The organism is Candidatus Thorarchaeota archaeon (assembly GCA_013388835.1).
In the GTDB taxonomy this organism is placed as follows: domain Archaea; phylum Asgardarchaeota; class Thorarchaeia; order Thorarchaeales; family Thorarchaeaceae; genus JACAEL01.
This window is the reverse complement of record JACAEL010000098.1, coordinates 1-1687: the sequence shown is the minus strand read 5'-3', so window position 1 is coordinate 1687 and position 1687 is coordinate 1. Positions and strand designations below refer to the sequence as shown.

The window sequence follows — 1687 nt, the reverse complement described above, 5'->3', positions numbered from 1 at the left end:
GTGATTCCACTTATACCTGAAGAGACTGAAAGAGTTAACGTGGCTGAAACAACGGATCCTATGCTTAGCACGTGATTTTCACGGTTCCAACTCAACGTTATGTAATTCGAAGCTGATGCTGGGCTCCAATTATTAACTGTCATGCTTAGCTTTAAGGTTACGGTTCCCTCATTCTTCACGTATATCGTGAATTGCCTTGTTACGCCAGGATCCAATGATCCCCAATCAATAGACGAAACAGCGTTGGTGCATGCGCTATCCCAATAAACGCCCACGCCGATCGCTTTCAAATTTCCCGTGTTAGAGATCGTTTTCGATGCTATAATTGCTCCGAGAGCGCTTACGGCGGTTGCCATAACTGCGATGGTTAGGATTGCTCCCATACCTACTTTCTGCATGGCCATTTTTCTCACCGAGGTACATCGTCAATCGTACGTCTTAATAAATATTATTGTTCACATTAACAACACAAATACAGTTCAACACTAATTCATCTAGAAACATAAAAAACAAGCCTGAAGAGCCAGCAGGCATTCTGCCAGCAAAATCAGCTGGCGCCTGCACGACTCCCAGTGGCAAATATAATCCTTATTAGATAGTCTGAATACTCGTTTGCAACAATTGGAGGAGACTAGATCGTACGCAGTTGGTCACTTCGCTTTCGGCTATATATTAAGCAAGTCAACATCAACTTCGCTGAAAATAAAACTTAACATTCCGTTGGCTTTGGCGCTAGCTGTTATTCCAGATGTTGACATATTTATCCAAAAAGTGATCGCAACTTTTGAACATCGTGGCCCAACACACTCAATAATCATGGCAAGCATAGTCTTCGTTCCGATCTTCATTATGTACCGTACACGAGCAGCACCATATTTTGTAGCCTTGATTCAACATTCTTTAGTGGGAGATTTAATAGCTGGCAGAAGCCAAATTCTCTGGCCATTAACAACGCAAAACTATGGGTCGAACGTAGGCATAAAAGACCCAACAAACATAGCGCTAGAATGGGCAATATTCCTTGTCTCGATTGTTGTCATGGTCAAAACGAAGGATATTGCCGATTTGCTATCACGACGCGCCTCGAACCTCATCTTGATAATCCCAACTTTTACAGTGCTACTTCCAACATTCATGGCATATCCGATGGATGTTTCGCTTGCACTTGTACCGCCACATGTTGCATACCTTGTCATCTTTCTAGCATCTATAATTATTACGTGCCGAAAATTCTTAGTTATGCCTAGGCAAGCTTGAGGAAGATACGCTTAGGTGTCGCTAGACAGCTACTTGGAACCTAGACATTTGGTTCTGGTCTTTTTCCCAACACTATGGCTACGTATGTTTCCTGCCAATTTGAACCTGTTTTCCTCATTATCTTCAAATTGAGTGTGTCTTGTGGTAGTGTGTTTTCTTCTAGATAGCCGGCGAATTCGTCTCCATTTCTGATCTGAGTTTCGTTCATTGCAATTATAATATCGTTAGCCGCCAGCTTATTGTAAGAAGGCCCGTTTGACACAACATTTCTGATAATCCAGCCATAAGTCACGCCTACGCCCAGTTGTTGAGCTGAATCATATGTCATGTCTGTTCCTTCCACGCCAAGATATGAATGCCCTTCGTATTTGCCATCGGACATTAGGGAATGTATTTCTTTGATTAGAGTGCTTGTTGGGACGGCGAAGGC

3 protein-coding genes are annotated in these 1687 nt (G+C 42.8%); 1 reads left to right on the top strand and 2 read right to left on the bottom strand.

Annotated elements, in window-relative coordinates; genetic code table 11:
- Nucleotides 1-398 (bottom strand): hypothetical protein (locus HXY34_14035; GenBank protein NWF97253.1); only part of this gene is annotated, 398 nt, incomplete at its 3' end.
- A gap of 223 nt (nt 399-621) precedes the next feature.
- Between HXY34_14035 and HXY34_14030 the strand changes: the two genes are divergently transcribed.
- On the top strand, nt 622-1257 hold the full coding sequence (locus tag HXY34_14030; GenBank protein ID NWF97252.1) for a metal-dependent hydrolase: 636 nt from the start codon (nt 622-624) through the stop codon (nt 1255-1257).
- A 40-nt stretch (nt 1258-1297) separates the two neighbouring features.
- Here HXY34_14030 and HXY34_14025 read toward each other — a convergent pair.
- Nucleotides 1298-1687, bottom strand: a 390-nt coding sequence (locus HXY34_14025) for a PDZ domain-containing protein (protein ID NWF97251.1), incomplete at its 5' end; no start/stop codon positions are given.